The sequence below is a fragment of the Streptomyces yokosukanensis genome, assembly GCF_001514035.1.
Taxonomy (GTDB): Bacteria; Actinomycetota; Actinomycetes; order Streptomycetales; family Streptomycetaceae; genus Streptomyces; species Streptomyces yokosukanensis.
This window is the reverse complement of sequence record NZ_KQ948209.1, coordinates 424,975-444,298: the sequence shown is the minus strand read 5'-3', so window position 1 is coordinate 444,298 and position 19,324 is coordinate 424,975. Positions and strand designations below refer to the sequence as shown.

The 19,324-nt window shown below is 70.3% G+C and carries 15 protein-coding genes and 1 pseudogene; 10 read left to right on the top strand and 6 right to left on the bottom strand.

Annotation, left to right across the window (positions count from 1 at the left end):
* The first annotated feature begins 220 nt into the window (after positions 1-220).
* From AQI95_RS11895 to mscL, 5 genes are all read left to right on the top strand, one after another.
* The gene (locus AQI95_RS11895; RefSeq protein WP_067121184.1) at positions 221-1,519 is read left to right on the top strand and encodes an MFS transporter; all 1,299 of its coding nucleotides are present in this window, start codon (positions 221-223) and stop codon (positions 1,517-1,519) included.
* Positions 1,520-1,586: 67 nt separating this feature from the next.
* On the top strand, positions 1,587-1,895 hold the full coding sequence (locus tag AQI95_RS44750) for an FmdB family zinc ribbon protein (protein WP_079071209.1): 309 nt from the start codon (positions 1,587-1,589) through the stop codon (positions 1,893-1,895).
* 99 nt (positions 1,896-1,994) lie between these two features.
* Entirely contained in the window at positions 1,995-2,828 is an 834-nt protein-coding gene (locus AQI95_RS11885) for an S-methyl-5'-thioadenosine phosphorylase (protein ID WP_067121180.1), read from the top strand.
* Between the two features lie 206 nt (positions 2,829-3,034).
* Positions 3,035-3,688, top strand: a complete 654-nt coding sequence (locus tag AQI95_RS11880; RefSeq protein ID WP_244188710.1) for a CpaB family protein — start codon at positions 3,035-3,037, stop codon at positions 3,686-3,688.
* A gap of 138 nt (positions 3,689-3,826) precedes the next feature.
* On the top strand, positions 3,827-4,285 hold the full coding sequence (gene mscL / locus AQI95_RS11875; RefSeq protein ID WP_067121178.1) for a large conductance mechanosensitive channel protein MscL: 459 nt from the start codon (positions 3,827-3,829) through the stop codon (positions 4,283-4,285).
* A gap of 539 nt (positions 4,286-4,824) precedes the next feature.
* Here mscL and AQI95_RS11870 read toward each other — a convergent pair.
* A pseudogene (locus tag AQI95_RS11870) lies at positions 4,825-6,645 on the bottom strand (pyruvate formate lyase family protein); the annotation flags it as partial.
* Between the two features lie 228 nt (positions 6,646-6,873).
* Here AQI95_RS11870 and AQI95_RS11865 point away from each other — a divergent pair.
* The 4 genes from AQI95_RS11865 (at position 6,874) to AQI95_RS11850 (ending at position 11,562) form a co-directional block, all read left to right on the top strand.
* Positions 6,874-8,112 (top strand): low temperature requirement protein A, encoded by a 1,239-nt coding sequence (locus AQI95_RS11865; protein WP_067121176.1) that lies wholly within the window; start codon positions 6,874-6,876, stop codon positions 8,110-8,112.
* A 37-nt stretch (positions 8,113-8,149) separates the two neighbouring features.
* Positions 8,150-9,175 (top strand): P1 family peptidase, encoded by a 1,026-nt coding sequence (locus tag AQI95_RS11860; RefSeq protein ID WP_107121609.1) that lies wholly within the window; start codon positions 8,150-8,152, stop codon positions 9,173-9,175.
* A gap of 253 nt (positions 9,176-9,428) precedes the next feature.
* Positions 9,429-10,646: a L,D-transpeptidase gene (locus AQI95_RS11855; protein ID WP_244188709.1), complete on the top strand. Its 1,218-nt coding sequence runs from the start codon at positions 9,429-9,431 to the stop codon at positions 10,644-10,646.
* A 169-nt stretch (positions 10,647-10,815) separates the two neighbouring features.
* The gene (locus tag AQI95_RS11850) at positions 10,816-11,562 is read left to right on the top strand and encodes a DUF6227 family protein (RefSeq protein ID WP_067121174.1); all 747 of its coding nucleotides are present in this window, start codon (positions 10,816-10,818) and stop codon (positions 11,560-11,562) included.
* A gap of 64 nt (positions 11,563-11,626) precedes the next feature.
* Here the strand turns inward: AQI95_RS11850 and AQI95_RS11845 are convergent, their stop codons facing one another.
* The 5 genes from AQI95_RS11845 to AQI95_RS11825 all read right to left on the bottom strand — a co-directional run bounded on the left by AQI95_RS11845 (position 11,627) and on the right by AQI95_RS11825 (position 17,991).
* The gene (locus AQI95_RS11845; protein ID WP_067121172.1) at positions 11,627-11,878 is read right to left on the bottom strand and encodes a hypothetical protein; all 252 of its coding nucleotides are present in this window, start codon (positions 11,876-11,878) and stop codon (positions 11,627-11,629) included.
* Positions 11,879-11,998: 120 nt separating this feature from the next.
* Positions 11,999-14,206, bottom strand: coding sequence for a PTS fructose transporter subunit IIABC (locus AQI95_RS11840; protein ID WP_067121170.1), 2,208 nt, complete (start codon positions 14,204-14,206; stop codon positions 11,999-12,001).
* Positions 14,207-14,475: 269 nt separating this feature from the next.
* Positions 14,476-15,423, bottom strand: a complete 948-nt coding sequence (pfkB, locus tag AQI95_RS11835) for a 1-phosphofructokinase (RefSeq protein WP_067121168.1) — start codon at positions 15,421-15,423, stop codon at positions 14,476-14,478.
* Positions 15,420-16,181, bottom strand: coding sequence for a DeoR/GlpR family DNA-binding transcription regulator (locus tag AQI95_RS11830; RefSeq protein WP_067121577.1), 762 nt, complete (start codon positions 16,179-16,181; stop codon positions 15,420-15,422). The genes pfkB and AQI95_RS11830 overlap by 4 nt, the downstream gene beginning before the upstream one ends.
* A 217-nt stretch (positions 16,182-16,398) precedes the next feature.
* On the bottom strand, positions 16,399-17,991 hold the full coding sequence (locus AQI95_RS11825; RefSeq protein ID WP_067121575.1) for an MFS transporter: 1,593 nt from the start codon (positions 17,989-17,991) through the stop codon (positions 16,399-16,401).
* Positions 17,992-18,095: 104 nt separating this feature from the next.
* On the opposite strand from AQI95_RS11825, the gene AQI95_RS11820 reads away from it, so the two are divergent.
* The gene (locus AQI95_RS11820; RefSeq protein ID WP_107121608.1) at positions 18,096-19,082 is read left to right on the top strand and encodes a helix-turn-helix transcriptional regulator; all 987 of its coding nucleotides are present in this window, start codon (positions 18,096-18,098) and stop codon (positions 19,080-19,082) included.
* Positions 19,083-19,324 lie beyond the last annotated feature (242 nt).

Below are 19,324 nucleotides of genomic sequence, written 5' to 3'. Positions count from 1 at the left end.
GCTTTCACAGACAGGGCCAGCAATGTTCCCTGTACCATGAAGGCGCACGTTGATCGAACCAACTCTGCCTGACGCAGAGCTGGCGCGACCGTATGGCGGCCGCGTCGCCCCCACCCGCAGTGGGCGCCGGCATCTACCGCAGTCCGCGCAAGAGGACAGCTCTCGGCGCCTCGGCCCACCCGTGAGGCCCGCGCTACCAGGCGGCAGAAAGGCACGGGCCGTGGGATCCACGGTCTCCACCACCGAACCGGAGAAGAACTCGCCGGCTTCGTCCCGCCCGGGATACGGACAGCTGCTGCGCACCCGCGGGGCCTGGACGTTCCTGCTCCCCGGCTTCGCCGCGCGCCAGCCGTTCGCGATGCTCACCCTCTCCATCGTGCTGCTGGTGCAGCACACCACCGGCTCGTACGGCGCCGCGGGCGCCACCGCTGCCGTCACCGGTGTCTCCATGGCGCTGTTCGCGCCGTACAGCGGCCGCCTCGCAGACCGCTACGGCCAGCGCGTCGTGCTGATACCCGGTGTTCTGGTGCACACGCTGGCGGGCCTGTCGCTGACGGCTCTCGCGCTGGCGCACGCGCCCCTGTGGGTGCTGTTCCTGGCGGCCGTCCCGACCGGCGCCTCGGTGCCGCAGGTCGGCCCCATGGTGCGTGCGCGCTGGGGCGTGAAGCTCCAGGACTCACCTCTGATGACGACCGCGGCGGCGTTCGAGTCGGTCACGGACGAGCTGACCTTCGTCGTCGGTCCGCTGCTGGCGACCGCGCTGTGCACCACCGTGGCACCGGCGGCCGGCCTGATCACCGAGGGCGCACTGACCCTCGTCGGCGGCCTGCTGTTCGCCGCGCAGAAGGGCACGCAACCGCCGGTGAGCGGTGCGAATGGGCACGCGCGCGTGGAGCACGCCTCCGCGCTGCGCATACCGGGTGTGCGCGTGCTGGTCGTGACCTTCCTGGGCATCGGTTCCGTCTTCGGCGGCATGCAGGTGTCGCTGGCGGCGTTCACGGAGTCGATCGGCGATCCCGGCTTGAACGGTGTCCTGTACGGCGTCTTCGCCGCCGGAAACATGCTGTCCGGCATCGTCTGCGGCGCGATCGCCTGGAAGGCCGCCCCCCAGCGCCGCCTGGTCGCCGGCTACACGGCGCTCGCGATCACCGCGTCGGCCCTGTGGACGGCGCACTCGGTGCTGCTGCTCGCCGGGCTGGGCCTGCTGGTCGGCATGTGCATCGCGCCGGCGCTGATCACGGGCTACACGCTGGTCGACAGCCTGGTCCCGGCCGGTGCCCGCACGGAGGCCTTCACCTGGCTGACCGGCGCGGTCGCGCTGGGGCAGGCGGCCGCCGTCACGGTCGCCGGACAGCTGGAGGACCGGCTGTGGGGCGGCGCGGGATTCCTGGTGCCGATGGCCGGCACCGTGCTCGCGCTGGCGACCCTGCTGGCGCTGCGGTCGAGGCTGGTCACGCGGCAGCAGAACCGTACCGTCGCACGTGGCGTCGGTCACCGCGTGCCGGTGACGGTGGACTGATCCCCGGGAATACGTCACTATGGACCGTCGTTAGCACTCATTGAGTCAGAGTGCCAGGAGGAAGACAGTGCCGACCTACCAGTACCAGTGCACCGAGTGCGGCGAGGGCCTTGAGGCGGTGCAGAAGTTCACCGATGACGCCCTGACCGAGTGCCCCAACTGTGGTGGACGCCTGAAGAAGGTGTTCTCCGCGGTCGGTATCGTCTTCAAGGGTTCCGGTTTCTACCGCAACGATTCCCGTGGCTCCACGTCGAGCAGCAGCCCGGCGTCGAAGTCCTCGAGCACGTCGTCGACCGGCTCCTCCTCGTCCGACTCGAAGTCGTCCTCCGACTCGAAGCCGTCCTCGTCGAGTTCTGCCAGCAGCTCCGCGGCCTGACATCTCTTCCCCGGACCCTGCCGTCGCACGACGGCGGGGTCTTCGGCGCCTCCCGGCACCGGCTCCCCTGCTGTTTCATCGCCCGCTAGTGTGCTGGTCATGGCGAACGCAGAGATCGGCGTAATCGGCGGTTCAGGCTTCTACTCGTTCCTCGACAACGTGACCGAGGTCCAGGTGGACACCCCCTACGGGCCGCCCAGCGACTCCCTCTTCCTCGGTGAGATCGCCGGTCGGCGGGTCGCTTTCCTGCCCCGGCACGGCCGTGGCCACCATCTGCCCCCGCACCGCATCAACTACCGCGCGAACCTGTGGGCGCTGCGCTCGATCGGCGTGCGGCAGGTTCTCGGCCCCTGCGCGGTCGGGGGGCTGCGGCCCGAGTACGGCCCCGGCACTCTGCTGGTGCCGGACCAGTTCGTGGACCGTACGAAGTCCCGGGTGCAGACGTACTTCGACGGGATGCCGCTGCCCGACGGCACCGTGCCGAACGTCGTACACGTGTCGATGGCCGACCCATACTGCCCCGCTGGACGGACCGTCGCCCTCAAGGCCGCCCGAGGGCGGGACTGGGAACCGGTGGACGGCGGCACGGTGGTCGTGGTCGAGGGGCCGCGCTTCTCGACACGCGCCGAATCGTTGTGGCACCAGGCGCAGGGCTGGTCGGTCGTGGGCATGACCGGCCATCCCGAGGCGGCGCTCGCCCGGGAGCTGGAGCTGTGTTACACGTCACTGACCCTGGTCACCGACCTGGACGCCGGCGCCGAGACCGGCGAGGGCGTCTCGCACGAAGAGGTGCTGCAGGTCTTCGCGGCAAACGTGGACCGGCTGCGCGGCGTGCTGTTCGACGCGGTCGCCTCACTGCCGGAGACCGGGGCGCGGGACTGCCTGTGCGCGAACGCGCTCGGCGGAATGGATCCGGGCTTCGAGCTGCCGTAGCGCACCAGCGGGACGTTCCTCGGGGCTGTGGACGGCCTCCCTGTGGACAAACAGAGGACGAGCCGGTGCGCGATCGCGCGGAACTGTCCGTTCGGGTGGGCGAGTTATCCACAATCCGTCCGTGATCCACCGGCTCCGGCGGGATTCGGCGCGAAGCCTCATCGTGGCACCGCAAGCTGAATTCCTCGTCGCAGGCGGTGATTCCCATGCCTCGGTCCTCGTCGTCCTCGGGTCAGTCCCCGACTTCGCCCTGGCCCTCTCCCTCTTTCCCACCCTCCACGCGTTCCCGCCCTTCTCCCTCGCCCGCCCGCTCTCCATTCCCACCTCCCCTCCGGCTCCCGCGCCCGCTGGGCACGGACGCCCCCGCGATCTGTGAGGTCCCGCAGTTCCCTCCGGTGCGTGTGCGCGGCGGGCGATATCAACTGCAGCGGCTCGTCCGGCACCGCAGGCGGGCCATCGCGGCCGGGCTCGCGGTGACCGCGGCCGCGCTCGTCGCCGCGGGGCCGCGCACCGCGGCAGAGCCGCACCGGGCGGAACAGGGCCGCGGTCACCCGGTAATGGAACCCGCACGCCGACATGCGGCTGTGCAGACGGTGACCGCACCCGTACGGATCGCTGACGCAGCCTCGGTTCGGCTCCTACAGCCCGGCGACCGCGTCGACGTCGTCGCCGCCGAGGACGCCTCTGCCGGGGGCGTCGCCCGGGTGCTCGCGCGCGGTGTGCGGGTGACCGACGTGCCCGAGCCTCTGGAGGGCGCGGCCGAGAGCGGGGCGCTGGTCGTGTTGTCCGCGCCACGTGCCACGGCGGCACGGCTCGTCGGCGCGAGCGCCACGGCTCGGCTGGCGGTGACGCTGTGCTGAACCGATTCGGACGCTTTCTAGGCGACCTGCTGTCAAGTCGCTCGATCGGGCAAAGGGATTGGGCACAATGGCCTCAGCGTGCCGTAGGTTGCGGAGCGTTTCATTCCACAACCTGTGCACACGAGGAGAGTCCCCTAGGTGAGCGCGAAGAAGGATCCGAACGTCTGGCAGGGCTTCAAGGCCTTCCTGATGCGCGGCAACGTCGTCGATCTGGCAGTCGCGGTGGTCATCGGCGCCGCGTTCTCGAACATCGTGAACTCAATGGTGAAGGGGATCATCAACCCGCTGGTCGGCGCGATCGGCACGCAGAACCTGGACAACTACAGCACGTGTCTGAGCCCCGCGTGCAAGGGGACGCACGGCATCCAGCTGATGTGGGGCTCTGTGCTCGGTGCCACCCTGACCTTCCTGATCACGGCGACGGTGGTGTACTTCCTGATGGTCCTGCCGATGTCGAAGTACCTGGCCCGGCAGGAGGCCCGCAAGAAGGCGCGCGAGGGCACACAGGAGGTCATCGAGGTGACCGAATTGGAGGTGCTCAAGGAGATCCGCGACGCCTTGGTCGCGCAGCGCGGGTCCGGGCACGACGAGCGTTAGCCGCGCTTCTGCGGACGGCTCAGAGGTGGTGGGGCGGCTTCTCGTCCAGGAAGCGTTTCAGGTCCGCGGCGCTGTCACCGTCCGTGCGGTCGCCCCATCCGCGGTCGGTGTCGTCCGAGGACTGCTGGTCCATCGGATCGTCGAAGACCAGCGCGGGCTTCGGGTCGCGCGGCTCGGATGCGGGGGCGGTGCTCATGTCTCAAGGGTACGGCCCGGCCGAGACGCCCGGGCATACTGCTCGCCCCGAGCGCGGGCCGAACGCTCAGCGGTACAGTCCGGGAGCGTCGGCGAGGAGGCCGGCTCACGCCGCGCGGAGGCCGTGGGCGGTGAAGACGTTGCGAGCCAGGGCGGTCTCGTCGGCCGTAGGGCTGGGAGTTTCGGCGAGGGTGCACGGCATGCCGAGGGCCTGCCACTTGGCCTGGCCCAGCTTGTGGAAGGGCAGCACGTCGACGCGAGAGACGTGGCCGAGTCCTGCGGCGAACGCGGCGACGCCTTCGATGTTCGCCCGTTCGTCGGTGAGACCGGGCACCAACACGAACGTCGCGGTAGGTCGGATGCCGGCGGATCTTCTCCATGAACTCGTGGACGATCCAGCGGGCGAGGTCGTCGGCCCGGTCGTCGTTGTTGCCGTACGCCGGGTAGTCGCCCTCGATCACGTAGTCGACGGCGAGGCCGCTGTTGTCGCGGATCACCTTCACGCGTGCGTGCTTGATGGCGGACAGCGAGTCGGCGGCGACGGACAGGCCTGCGATGCCGCACGCCATGGTGCGCAGGATCTCCCGATCGTGCAGGGCCATCTCCAGGCGCTCGTAGGCGTACTTGTCGTGCATGTAGTGGATGATGTTGAGCGCGTGAACGTAGGTCTTCGCGAGCCACCCGAGCATGGCGTCATAGGCGGTGAGGACGGTGTCGTAGTCGAGGTGCTCGTCGGTGATCGGTGCAAAGCCCTCGACGACATGCTTGCCGGAGAACTCGTCGCGACCGCCGTTGATGGCGTACAGCAGAGCCTTGGCGACGTTGACGCGGGCGCCGAAGAACTGCATCTGACGGCCCATGGCCATGGCGGAGACGCAGCAGGCGATGGCGGTGTCGTCTCCGTACTTGGGCCGCATCAGGTCGTCGGACTCGAACTGCAGGGCGCTGGTGTCGACGGCGACCTGGGAGGCGAACGCCTTGAAAGCCTCAGGCAGGCGCGGGGACCAGAAGACGGTCAGGTTGGGTTCGGGCGCCGGGCCGAGGTTGTAGAGGGTGTTGAGGGCGCGGAAAGTGGTTCGGGTGACCAGCGGGCGCCCGTCCTCACCGAGGCCGGCCATGGACCAGGTGACCCAGGTGGGATCGCCGGAGTACAGCACGTTGTACTCGGGGGTGCGCAGGAAGCGCACGATGCGGAGCTTGATGACGAAGTCGTCGATGAGTTCCTGGGCCTGGGACTCGGTGAGCAGGCCGCGTTCGATGTCGCGCTGGAGGTAGATGTCGAGGAAGGCGTCGATCCGTCCGATGGACATGGCGGCGCCGTTCTGCTCCTTGACCGCGCCGAGGTAGGCGAAGTATGTCCACTGGACGGCCTCGCGGCTGGTGCGGGCGGGTCCGGAGACGTCGTAGCCGTAGGAGAGAGCCATGGACCTGAGTTCTTCGAGTGCACGGATCTGCTCACTGGTTTCCTCGCGTTCCTGAATGAGCTGAGCCGTGAGGGGTTCAGCGCCGAGGAGAACCATGACCGCCTTTTTGGCCGCTATGAGGCGGTCGACGCCGTAGAGGGCGACGCGGCGGTAGTCGCCGATGATGCGTCCGCGGCCGTAGGCGTCGGGCAGGCCGGTGATGATGCCGGAGGAGCGACAGGCGCGGATCTCGGGGGTGTAGGCGTCGAAGACTCCGTCGTTGTGGGTCTTGCGGAGCTTCGTGTAGATCTCCCGGACTGCGGGATCGGGTTCGTAGCCGTAGGCCTTCAGGGCGCCCTCGACCATCCGCCAGCCGCCGTTGGGCATGATGGCGCGCTTGAGCGGGGCGTCGGTCTGCAGGCCCACGATGAGGTCGAGGTCGGGATCGATGTAGCCGGGGGCGAAGGCGTCGATGCGGGACGGGGTGCTGACGTCGACGTCGTGGATGCCACGCTCGATCTCCTCGGGGAACATCGCGAGGAGTCTGTCCCAGACGCGGGTCGTGCGTTCGGTGGGGCCGCTGAGGAAGGAGGCGTCGCCCTCGTAGGGGGTGTAGTTGCTCTGGATGAAGTCACGGACGTCGATCGTGCCCCGCCAGTGGCCGCCCCGGAAGCCGGTCCAGGCGTCCCCAACCGCCGGAGCGGTTCCCGCCTGCTCTTCCGCGAGGGTGGACGTGGTGATTTCCGCAGGCGTGGCGGTCATGATCCGCACCTTCCGCATCGGGGGGTCGCTACGAGTCCATTGCACGCCGGTGCGGGACGGCCCGGACGCTGCGTTGGTCCCGGATCCATGCCCGAAGGTCCTGATGCTCGTCGGCCCAGAACGAAGAAGCGTGCTCTGGCCTGGGCATTCGATCGAGACTTTGAACCCTCGCCCTCTTGTGAAAGCGTTCACAAGATTTTGAGGCGGTTTTCTGCTGTCCTGGGAGGCATGACGTCGAGTTCCACTCCGGCGCCCGCCTCCCCGGGCGCGTCACAGTCCTCCGGACCGCTGCGGCGCCTCACCGCGCGCGGACGCGACGAGGCACACCGGGTCTCCTCACCGCTAGAGCTCTTCTTCGATCTGTGCTTCGTCGTGGCGATCGCGCAGGCGGGCGTGCAACTGGTGCATGCCGTCGCCGAGGGGCACGCGGGCGATGGCATCCTCAACTACGCCATGCAGTTCTTCGCCATCTGGTGGGCGTGGATGAACTTCACGTGGTTCGCCTCGGCGTACGACAACGACGACGCGCTCTACCGGGTCGTCACCCTGGTGCAGATCGCCGGCGTCCTGGTGCTGGCCGCGGGAATCTCCCAGGCCTTCCAGCATCACGACTACCTGGTGGTCTGGATCGGCTACGTGATCATGCGGCTGGCGATGGCCGCGCAGTGGCTGAGAGCCGCGAGATCGACCGAGGGTGCCGAGAGAACCATGGCGTTGCGGTACGCGTGCGGCGTGCTGCTCTGCCAGGTGGGCTGGCTCGGGCTGGTGCTGTTGCCCGGGCCTGCGCGGCCCTGGGTGTTCCTCGTGATGGCGATCGCAGAGATGTGCGTACCGCTGTTCGCCGAGAGGAGCTACGAGACGTCCTGGCATCCCCACCACATCGCCGAGCGGTACGGCCTGTTCACCATCATCGTGCTCGGTGAGACGATCGCCGCGGCGACCGTCGCCGTGAAGTCGGCCGTGGACGAGCACGAGGCACTGGGCGAACTGCTGCCGATCGCGGCGGGCGGTCTCCTGATCGTCTTCTCAGCGTGGTGGATCTACTTCGTGGTGCCCATCCACGGCCATCTGCGGGCCAGCGGACAGGCGTTCCTGTGGGGGTACGGCCACTATCTGATCTTCGCCTCCGTCGCGGCGATCGGAGCCGGTCTGGAGGTGGCCGTGGAACACGCGGTCGGCAAGACCCACATCTCCACGCTGTCCGCGTCGGCGGCGGTGACGCTGCCCACGGCGCTGTACCTGCTGACCGTCTGGGCACTCCACTCCCGGCACTTCAAGGTCGGCATCGCCCAGCAGGTGGTGCTGCCGGTGACGGCTCTGCTCGTGATCTGCTGCACCCTCCTCGGCGACTGGGCGGTGCTCGCGGCGGGCCTCGTGTCCGCGGCCGCGGTCGCGACCGGAGCGGCACTGACGGCGCGCATGGTCGGCCGGGAGCGCGCGGCGGACGCCACCGCACCGGCCGGCTGAGGCTTCAAAGGCGCCTGGAAGGGCGAGACTGACGTCCATGACAGTTGACGCAATCACGGACGTCGCCGGTGTGCGGGTGGGGCACGCCACCCGCAGCGGGGACGGCTGGCTCACCGGCACCACGGTCGTCCTCGCTCCGAACGGCGGCGCAGTCGTCGCTGTGGACGTACGCGGCGGCGGCCCGGGCACCAAGGAGACCGACGCGCTCGACCCGCGCAACATCGTGAACCAAGTCGACGCGGTGGTGCTGACCGGTGGCAGCGCATACGGGCTCGACGCGGCGTCCGGCGTGATGGCCTGGCTGGAGGAGCAGCGGCGCGGAGTTCGGGTGGGGACGGACCCGGCGCACGTCGTGCCGGTCGTGCCCGCCGCGTGCGTGTTCGATCTGGGGCGCGGCGGAAACTTCCGCGCTCGGCCGGACGCGGACACGGGACGCGCAGCGGTGGAGGCCGCGGCGATCACCGCGCCGGGGGCCCGGGTGGCGGAAGGGTGTGTCGGGGCGGGCACGGGCGCCGTGGTGGGGCGGATCAAGGGGGGAGTGGGAACCACGAGCATGACGCTCGACTCGGGTATCACCGTGGCCGCGCTGGCTGTCGTGAACGCTGCGGGGTCGGCCATCGAACCCGAGACGGGGGCTCTGTACGGAGAGTTGTGCCAGGGGCGGGTGAAGTATCCCGAGGAACGCGTGCACGAGGCTGCGCGCCGGCGCCTCGATGAAGCCGCCGCCAGGAACGGGCGGCCCCCGCTCAACACGACGCTGGCCGTGGTCGCGACTGATGCGAAGCTCTCCAAGGCGCAGGCGCAGAAGCTGGCGAGCACGGCGCACGACGGAATCGCGCGCGCCGTGCGGCCGGTGCACCTCATGAACGACGGGGACACGGTGTTCGCGCTCGCAACCGGTGCACGCCCGCTCGACGACCATCCGTTGGCGCTCAATGAGATTCTCGCCGCCGGCGCAGATGTCGTGACACACGCGATCGTGCGAGGGGTGCACGCTGCCGAGTCGGTGGACGGGCCGGGCGGGGCGTGGCCGTCGTACGGGGAGTTGTACGGGGCGCGATAGGGGTGGTGGGGGCACAGGGCTGCGCCCCCACCCATGCTCACGTCGCCGGTGCACCGTCCAACGGTCCGAGCTGGGCGCCACGTTGAGGCGGAGGTCTCTGAGGGGCGAGGACCCGCCCTCTGGGCTGTAATTGTCCCGGTTCTGTCACGTGATGGCGTTCACGGAAGCGCGAGGGAACCTTCCCCGGCTCCAGTGCCCTCTTTCCTCACACACTGGAATGGATCACGCACATCACATGAACCTGGAGCAGCCCGTGACAACGCCGGACATTGCAGCGCGGCGCGCACTGGGGGCCTGTGCCGCCCTGATGGTCGGCGCCCTCACCCTGACCGCTTGTGGTGGCAGTGCCAATGCCACCAGCGACGGCAAGGGCGGCAAGGACTCCCCCAAGACGTCGACGGCGAAGATCGCGATCTCGGCCAAGGACGGTTCGACCGGCGCGTCCATCAACGCGACCGGCGTGAAGGTCAGCAGCGGCAAGCTGACCGACGTGAAGATGAACGTGGCGGGGACGGGTCAGGCCGTGGCCGGGACGATATCGGCGGACGGCAGCAGCTGGAAGCCGAAGCAGCAGCTGGAGCGCGGGACGAAGTACCAGATAGGCGCGACCGCGAAGGACGCCGACGGGCGCACCGCGGCGGCCAACTCCATCTTCACCACCGTTTCGTCGGCGAACAGCTTCATCGGCACCTACACGCCGGACAACGGTGCCACCGTCGGGGCGGGCATGCCCGTGTCGTTCACATTCGACAAGTCGATCACCGACAAGAAGGCCGTGCAGTCGCACATCACGGTCAACTCCAGCAGTGGCCAGCAGGTGGTCGGGCACTGGTTCGGGGACCGGCGGCTGGACTTCCGGCCGCAGGATTACTGGAAGGCCGGCTCCAAGGTCACGATGAAGATCGACCTGGACGGGGTCGAGGGCGCCAAGGGCGTCTACGGGGTGCAGAAGAAGGCCGTCTCCTTCACCGTCGGGCGATCGCAGGTCTCCACGATCGACGTCAACACGCAGACGATGACGGTGGTGCGGGACGGCAAGACGATCAAGTCGGTGCCGATCTCCGCAGGCAGCGCGCAGCACACCACGTACAACGGGCAGATGGTGATCTCCGAGAAGTTCGTGCAGACCCGCATGAACGGCTCGACGGTCGGCTTCGGTGGCGAGTACGACATCCCGGACGTGCCGCACGCGATGCGGCTGACCTCGTCGGGAACGTTCATCCACGGCAACTACTGGTACAGCAAGGGCAACCCGCCCTTCGGCCGGCAGGGCACGAGCCACGGCTGCATCGGGCTCGCGGACGTGCAGGGCGCCCAGGGGGATACGTCGGCCAAGTGGTTCTTCGACAACTCGCTCGTCGGCGATGTCGTGATCGTGAAGAACTCCCCCGACACCACGGTCTCCCCAGACAACGGCCTCAACGGCTGGAACATGTCCTGGAGCGCCTGGACCGCCGGAAGTGTCGGCTGAACGGCAATTCTTACGGCAGCATTTGATGCCACATGGGGCCGCGCGGGAACTTTTCGCGCGGCCCGCGCGTTTTCCCGGCGTACGTTTTCTCGGTTCCCGGACATGATGTCCGACCGAGGGGCTACGGTATGCACCCACAAGGTGACATGCAGCAACGCCGGGAGATGCCTTGAGCGTTCCGTACGAGACAGCAGCGTACGAACCAGCCGAGTCGCCCGAGTCTCCGGAGGAGCATCTCGCGCGACTCCTCGGCCGTGCCCTGAACTCCTTCGAGCTGCCCGACGAAGTGATACGGCAGCTCGACTGCGCGCTGGCGCACGACAGTTCGCTGCACTCGGCGTACCACAGCGCGGGGCTGCACCGGGAGACGTACCGGCACACCTGGCTCCTCGCCGACGGCGGTGCGGTCACACTGTGGGAGCTGGTGCACAACCCCGCGCCGGGCAGCGCCCCGGAGCACGAGGTGTACGCCGACGAAGAGGAGCTGCAGACGGCGACTGCGCGGCTCGGGCTGCCGCCGGACACAGCGGAGTTCGAGCTGCCCGCGTTGATGCGGCTGTGGGCGATCCCGGAGCCCCGGCACGTGTTCGCCTCGGACGACTCGGCGGACCATGCGCGTCGGCTTCTGCGCCGTGCAGAGAATCCGGACCGGCCCGACGCGGAGACGGCGACACTGCTGGCGACGGCGACCGCGCACGAGATCACGCAGGCGTTCGGGCGCCCGGGGCGTGCCGGACGGGCGGGGCTGAGCTACGCGCTGTACGAGCACGCGTTCCTGTTGCCGGACGACAGTGAGGTCTCCCTGTGGGAGGTCGAGCACACGGCGACTCCCGACGGACGGCACATGTGCGAGGTGTACATGTCGGAGGACGCGGCGCGGGACGCCATGGAGCGGCGCGCGGCGCGGCAGGGGTAGCGCGCGCAGGGGCGTGCGCCCGGCGCGGAGGGCGCTTGGGCACTTCGGGCGTTGCTTTTTCGGCTCAGCCGTTGGCCAGTTGCCGTGCCAGGCCTGCGAAAGCGTCCTTTTCGGCAGGGGTCAGCTCGACGGACTCCAGTGCGGGGCCGACCCGCCGCTGGCGCGGCAGGGCCGGGAGCGCGGGGGTGGTGCGCCGCGCGGGGGCCTGGAGGCCTGTGCGGCGTAGCAGGCGCATCAGGACGACGGCCCAGGCGACGGTGGCCACAGCGAGAACGGCCACGCCGATCAGCTGGAGGGTCGAGGCATGCTCAGGCATGCGTCCCAGTACACACCACGGTCCGGGACTTTGGTCCCGGACCGTGACGTATCTCGCAGGTGGCGTGAACAACTCACAGAGAACTAAAGGGACAAGGTGTGCGGCGGGGCGGTGCGCCGGTCAGGCCGCCACGGGCTGCTTGGGCTCCTTGGTCGTGGTGGCCGCGTTCGCGGTGGGGCCGGTGGCCAGGCTGTCGAGGGTCTGCTTGCGCATGCCCTTGAGGAGGACGACCAGGGCCGTGGTGGCGCAGACGCCGGCCGCGATGGCGACGAGGTACAGGAGCGGGTTCCCGATCAGTGGGACGACGAAGATGCCGCCGTGCGGGGCGCGCAGGGTGGCGCCGAAGGCCATCGACAGGGCGCCGGTGAGCGCGCCGCCCACCATGGCTGACGGGATGACCCGCAGCGGGTCCGCCGCGGCGAACGGGATCGCGCCCTCGGAGATGAAGGAGGCGCCGAGGACCCAGGCGGCCTTGCCGTTCTCGCGCTCGGTCTGCGTGAACAGCCTGCCGCGCACGGTCGTGGCCAGGGCCATCGCCAGCGGCGGGACCATGCCGGCCGCCATCACGGCAGCCATGATCTTCATCGCGGAGTCACTGGGGTTCGAGACCGCGATGCCGGCGGTGGCGAAGGTGTAGGCGACCTTGTTGACCGGGCCGCCCAGGTCGAAGCACATCATCAGGCCGAGCAGGGCGCCGAGCAGGATCGCGTTGGTGCCGGTGAGACCGTTCAGCCAGTCGGTGAGGCCCTTCTGGGCGCTGGCGATGGGTTTGCCGATGACGACGAACATCAGGAATCCGACGATCGCCGAGGAGATCAGCGGGATCACCACCACGGGCATGATGCCCCGCAGCGCCGCCGGGATCTCGACCTTCTGGATGGCCATCACCACACCACCGGCGATCAGACCGGCCGCGAGACCGCCGAGGAAGCCCGCGTTGATGGTCAGCGAGATCGCGCCGCCCACGAATCCGGGGACCAGGCCGGGCCGGTCGGCCATGCCGTAGGCGATGTAGCCGGCCAGGACCGGGACCAGGAAGCCGAAGGCCACGCCGCCGATCTGGAACAGCAGGGCACCCCAGCTGTCTGCCTGGGTCCACATGAAGTGGTCCATCACCGACGGCGCCTTGTTGATCTTGTAGCCGCCGATCGCGAAGCCCAGGGCGATGAGGAGGCCGCCCGCGGCGACGAACGGGACCATGTAGCTCACGCCGCTCATCAGCCACTTGCGGAGCTTGGTGCCGTATCCCTCGGTGGAGTCGCCCGCGCGCTCCACGGGCGTGCCGCCCGATGCGGCCGCCGGAGCGCTCGCCGCGCCGCGCGCCGCCTTCTCACGCACCTCCGTGATGAGTTCGGCGGGGCGGTTGATGCCTGCCTTCACGCCGACGTCGACAGTCGGCTTGCCGGCGAAGCGGTCCTTGTCGCGTACGGGGACGTCGTGCGCGAAGATCACGCCGTCCGCCGCCTCGATCACCTCCGGGTCCAGCCGGGTGAAGCCGGCCGACCCCTGTGTCTCGACGACGAGTTCGACGCCCGCCTCACGGCCCGCGTTCTCCAGGGACTCGGCTGCCATGTAGGTGTGCGCGATGCCGGTCGGGCAGGAGGTGACGGCGACGATACGGAAGGGGCGCTCGCCGGGGTGCGAGCCGGAGTCCGAGGCCGAGTCGGCGCCCGCGGAGGTTGCCCGCGCCGGGGCGGAGGCCCTCGGCGCCGGCGCCGTACTACCCGCTGCGGCGTCGGCGGAGGCCGCCGCCGGCGCCGCAGCGGTGTCTTCGGAGGCGACCGTCGCGCCCGGCGCACTTGCCGCGCCTGCCGCGCCCACGGCGCTTTGGGCAGCGCTCACATCCGCCTTCGCGCCCTCCCCCGGCGCCTGCGCCGCACTCCGTGTCCCGTCGCCGCGGATCAGCGCCGCCGCCGCCTCCGCGTCCGGCGCCGCGCGCAGCGCCGAGGTGAAGTCGGTGTTCATCAGCTGGCGGGCCAGTGAGGAGAGGATCGTGAGGTGGGCGTCGTCGGCGCCTGCCGGTGCCGCGATCAGGAAGATCAGGTCGGCCGGGCCGTCGGCGGCGCCGAAGTCGATGCCGGTGGCGCTGCGGCCGAAGGCGAGGGTCGGCTCGGTGACGTGGGCGCTGCGACAGTGCGGGATGCCGATGCCGCCGTCGAGGCCGGTCGGCATCTGGGCTTCCCGGGCGGCCACATCGGCGAGGAAGCCCGTCAGGTCGGTCACCCGGCCCTGGGCCACCATGCGTTCGGCGAGGGCGCGTGCCGCCGCTTCCTTGGTGTCGGCGGACAGGTCGAGGTCGACCAGGTCCGCGCTGATCATGTCGCTCATCGCGGGCTCCTATGCACGCGTATCGCCCGGGGGGAACGGGGCGGAGAGGGGGACGGGGGTGCGGTGGGAGCGGGAGGCGGGGTGGGGGAAACCCCGCCTCCCGGGGGCGGCGGGCCGGCGCGGCCGGTGGTGCCGCCCGGTGGCCGCGGCGAGTAACGGGGATTGCCGCCGCTTCGGGGCCGGTCGGGTGGGTGCGCTCGGGGGTGTGGGCCTGGGGCGTGCGCCCAGTCGGCGGGTGCCGGGGCGTCCGCCATGGAGCGCGATCCGGTTCATGACGCCGGCTCCGTCAGTTCGCGGTCGAGAGGGATCTCGGCCTTCACGGTCACCGCTGCCGGGTCCAGGTCGGCGGGGGTCGGCATGACGCTGCCGGGCCGCTGGACGGCGGCGGCGCCGTGGGCGACGGCGGAGGCGAGGGCCTCGGGGCCGCTGCCGCCGGCGATCAGGAAGCCGGCGAGGGAGGAGTCGCCGGCGCCGACGTTGCTGCGCACGGTGTCCACCCGGGCGGTGGCGAACCAGGAGCCCGTGTCCTCGACGAGGAGTTGTCCGTCGGCGCCCAGGCTGGCGAGCACGGCGCGTGCGCCCATGCCGCGCACCTCCTCGGCCGCCTTCAGCGCGTCGCCCACGGTCACCAGGGGGCGCCCGACGGCTTCCGCGAGCTCCTCGGCGTTGGGCTTCACCACGTCGGGCCGTGCGCGCAGCGCCTCCAGCAGCGCACGCCCCGAGGTGTCCAGCGCGATGCGCGCACCCCCGGCGTGCGCCCGCGTGACGACTTCGGCGTACCACGAGGGCGCGAGCCCCCGGGGCAGGCTGCCGCAGCATGCGATCCAGTCGGCGTTCCGCGAGTGCTCGCGGACCGTGTCCAGGAGGAGTTCCTGTTCTGCGGGCGACAGCTCCGGACCCGGCGCGTTGATCTTGGTGAGGATCCCGTCGGACTCGGCGAGCGCGATGTTGGAGCGGGTGGCTCCGGCGATCGGGACCGGCGCGACCTCGATGCCTTGTGCGTCGAGCAGATCGGCGACGAGCGCCCCCGGCGCACCACCCAGGGGCAGAACGGCGACCGTGCGCCGCCCGGCGGCCGCGACGGCGCGCGAGACGTTCACGCCCTTGCCGCCGGGGTCCATGCGCTCGCCGGTGGCGCGGATGACCTCGCCGCGCTCCAGGGAGGGGACCTCATAGGTGCGGTCGAGGGAGGGGTTGGGGGTGACGGTGAGGATCATGCGCGCACTACTTCCGTGCCGCCGCGCTCGATGGCGGCGGCGTCTTCGGGGCTCAGCCCGCTGTCGGTGATCAGCAGGTCCACGTCGCTCAGGGCGCCGAACCGGGCGAAGTGCTCCTGACCGTGCTTGGCGGAGTCGGCCAGCAGCACCACGCGGCGGGCTGCGGTGACCGCGGCCCGCTTGACCGCGGCCTCGGCGAGGTCCGGGGTGGTCAGGCCGTGCTCGGTGGAGAAGCCGTTCGCCGCCACGAACAGCACGTCGGCGCGGATCTCGCTGTATGCGCGGAGCGCCCAGGCGTCCACGGCGGCGCGCGTGCGGTGTCGTACGCGCCCCCCGACCAGGTGGAGCTGGATGCCCGGGTGGTCGGCGAGGCGGGCGGCGATGGGCAGGCTGTGCGTGACGACGGTCAGCGAGGCCTCCAGCGGGATCGCGGCGGCGAGGCGGGCGACCGTCGTACCGGCGTCGAGGATCACCGTGCCCTCGGTGGGGAGTTCGGTGAGGGCGGCCTTGGCGATGCGGTCCTTCTCGTCGGCGGCGGTGGACTCGCGCTCGGTGAGGTCCGGTTCGAAGTCGAGGCGGCCGACCGGGATGGCACCACCGTGCACCCGGCGGACGAGTCCGGCGCGGTCGAGGGCCTTCAGATCCCGACGGATCGTTTCCGCGGTGACCTGGAACTCCTCGGCGAGCGACAGTACGTCGACCCGACCGCCGTCACGCGCGAGCCGGAGGATCTCCTGCTGCCGTTCCGGTGCGTACATGTCGCTGGCCTCCGCCTCGCTGTCCCGGTGTCCGTTCACTTCCGAGTAATGCCCGAACGTGTGGTTTCAGTGCGAGGCTACGCGCGGTTTTCCGGAAAGTAAACGGGTTCGGATTCCAATCGGACATGAACGGACTTTCGGCCCGGGGTGGGGCGGGACGGCCCAGGACGCGCGAGGGCCCGGCACCTGGTCGGTGCCGGGCCCTCGCCGCGCCTGGTCAGGAGACCAGCTCGGGTTCCTTCTCCACCATCGGCGGCTCGGCGTCCGCCGCCCCCTCGACATGCTGTGCGGGCCGCTTCGGCAGGGCGGACATCAGCAGGAAGATCGCGCCCATGATCCCGGCGACCCACCACAGCGCGTGCTGGAAGGCGTGTACGAAGGCCGGGCCGACCTGCGCCGGGGACAGCCGGTCGCCGATCTCGCCGAAGAAGACCACCGACACGAGCCCCAGGCCGAGCGCGTTGCCCATCTGCTGCACCGTGTTGATCAGGCCGGACGCGGAGCCCGCGTGCTCGCGCGGCACCTCCGAGAGCACCGCGTCGGTCAGCGGGGCGACGATCAGCCCCATGCCGACACCCATCACGACCAGCGGCAGGGCCATCTGCCAGGAGGCGATGGCGAGGCCGTACCGGTGCGCCTCCCACAGGTAGAGCAGCACGCCCGCACCCATCACCAGCGCACCCGCCTGGAGCACCTTCCGGCCGAACCTCGGGACCAGCTTCTGCACCGACATGCCGGCCGCCGTCGAGACCGCGAGGGAGAACGGCACACCGGTGAGCCCGGCCCGCAGCGGGCTCCAGCCCAGGCCGATCTGCATGTAGAGCGTCCAGACCAGGAAGAAGATGCCGAGCGCGACACCGAACACGGTCTGCACGGCGATGCCCGCGGCGAAGCTCTTCACCCGGAAGAGGGACAGTTCGATGAGCGGGGAACCGTCCCTCGCCGCCTTCCGTTTTTCGTACGACACCAGCCCGACGAAGACGACGAGCGCGCCGGCCATGCAGACGTACCCCCACAGCGGCCAGCCCAGCTCGCGGCCGCGCGTGAGCGGGTACAGCAGCATCAGCAGACCCAGCGAGACCAGCGAGACACCGACGAGGTCGAGCTTCAGCGCCTTCGGGGCCTTCGACTCGGAGATGAAGCGGCGGCCCAGGATCCAGGCCAGTACGCCGACAGGGAGGTTGATGAGGAAGATGGGCCGCCATTCGAGGCCGAACAGGTTCCACTCCGTCAGCAGCGCGCCCAGCAGCGGGCCGGAGACCGCGCCCAGACCGACGACGGCACCGAACATTCCGAACACCTTGCCGCGCTCGTGGGCCGGGAAGGTGGCGTGCACGATCGACAGCACCTGCGGCACCATCAGCGCCGCCATACCGCCCTGCAGGATGCGGGACGCGACCAGCATCTCCGGGTTCGCGGCGAAGCCGCACAGGGCCGAGGCGAGGGTGAAGCCGCCGACACCGACCAGGAACAACCGCTTGCGGCCGTGGATGTCGCCGAGTCGGCCACCGGTGATGAGACCGGCGGCGAAGGCCAGGGCGTAGCCGGCGGTTATCCACTGGATCTGGCTGACGGAGGCGCCCGCGTTGCGCTGGATGGACGGGATGGCGATGTTGACGATCGTCACGTCGACCAGGTCCATGAAGGCCGCGGTCATCACGATGGCCAGGGCCAGCCAACGGGCGCGGTCGGGGGAAGGTGCGGCGAGCGCCGTCGAGGTGGCTGCGGTTGTCCGGCTGTCCGTCGTCCGCGCCCGGCTGTCTGTCGTCTGTGGCTGGTCGTGCCCGGCGGCGGAGCCGCTGGTGGACATGGTCCCGCGCCCCTTCAAGGAGTTTCGGTCGTTCGAGGTCATGAGGTGAAGGTAGAGCCCTATTAGGTCAGATCGTGTCCTAGTCGTACGGCATTCTCGTCTTCATGACTACCGACACACCGGCCCGGCTGCTCCAACTGCTCTCGCTCCTCCAGACGCCCCGCGAGTGGCCCGGCGGGGAGCTGGCGGACCGGCTCGGGGTGTCGCGTCGTACCGTGCGGCGGGACATCGACCGGCTGCGGGAGCTGGGCTATCCGGTGCAGGCCACGAAGGGTGCGGACGGCGGATACCGGCTGGTCGCGGGCAAGGCCATGCCGCCGCTGGTGCTGGACGACGAGGAGGCGGTGGCGATCGCGGTGGGCCTGCGGGCCGGTGCCGGGCATGCGGTGGAGGGCCTGGAGGAGGCGTCCGTACGGGCCCTGGCCAAGCTGGAGCAGGTGCTGCCGACCCGGCTGCGCCACCGGGTGTCCACGCTGCAGGCCGCGACCACACCGCTGACCAGCGGGGACGGACCGAGCATCGCACCGGAGACGCTGACCGTGATGGCCTCCACGGTGGCGGGGCACGAGCGGCTGCGGTTCGCCTACCGCGACAAGGACGGCGGCGCGTCGCGTCGGCTGACCGAGCCGTACCGGCTGGTGTCGACCGGGCGCCGGTGGTATCTCGTCGCCTACGACCTCGACCGCGCCGACTGGCGCACCTTCCGGGTGGACCGGGTGAGCGAGCCGTTCGCGACCGGAGTCCGGTTCGCGCCACGCGAGTTGCCGACGGGGAGCGCCGCCGAGTATCTACGGCGTTCCATCCAGCGGCGGCAGGAGACGTACGAGTTCGTGGTGCGGTTCGCCGTGCCGGCGGCGCAGGTCGCCATGCGGGTGCCGGCATGGCTCGGGGTGCCGGAGGACGACGGCGAGGGCGGTTGTGTCCTGCGAGGCACCTGCGGCGATCCCGTGGAGTGGCTGGCGGTGCGACTGGGGATGACCGGGTGCGAGTTCACGGTGCGGGGGCCGGGTGAACTGGCGGAATGTGTGCGGGAGTTGGGCGGGCGGCTGAGTCGGGCGGGGGCGGCCGGCCTCGGGACGCCCAGGTCGTGAAGGGCCCGGCTGCGAGGGTTCCGCTGCTGTGAGGCCCCGCGGCAGTGGCGGACCGGGGTGGTGCCAGGGCCTGTCCGATGGGTCCGGCCGGGTGTCGGGGCGGTGCCTTCTCGGCGCGGCTGAGCGGGGTCTGGGCCGAGGAGGGCGTCGACGGTGGGGGTCCCCCCGCGCGAGCGCAGTCGAGCGTGGGGGAGCGTCGGCGAGTGACGACAACGCGGCTGGGGGCACCCCCTCTGGAGGAG